1 protein-coding gene is annotated in these 236 nt (G+C 51.3%); it reads right to left on the reverse strand.

Annotated features, from left to right (window positions below):
* Positions 1 to 236, reverse strand: a 236-nt coding sequence (locus ACI43T_RS12290) for a POTRA domain-containing protein (protein ID WP_405387409.1), incomplete at both ends; no start/stop codon positions are given.

Below are 236 nucleotides of genomic sequence, written 5' to 3' on the forward strand. Positions count from 1 at the left end.
GTTTGTATGTCGGTATCGAGGATGCGGAAGTCGAAATAGCCGTTGTTTTGGTAAAAGTCGGTTACTTTTTCCATATCTTGGGCGAATTTCCGGCGGTCGAACCGGTTGCTGCGGGTCAGCCACGTCCAAATGCCGCCTTCCGTCAGGGACATTTGCCGCATCAGTTTGCGGTCGGAATAGACTTGGTTGCCTTCAAATTCGATGTCGGTGATTTTGGCGGATTCGCCTTCGTCGAT

The organism is Neisseria oralis, assembly GCF_045062685.1.
Taxonomy (GTDB): domain Bacteria; phylum Pseudomonadota; class Gammaproteobacteria; order Burkholderiales; family Neisseriaceae; genus Neisseria; species Neisseria oralis.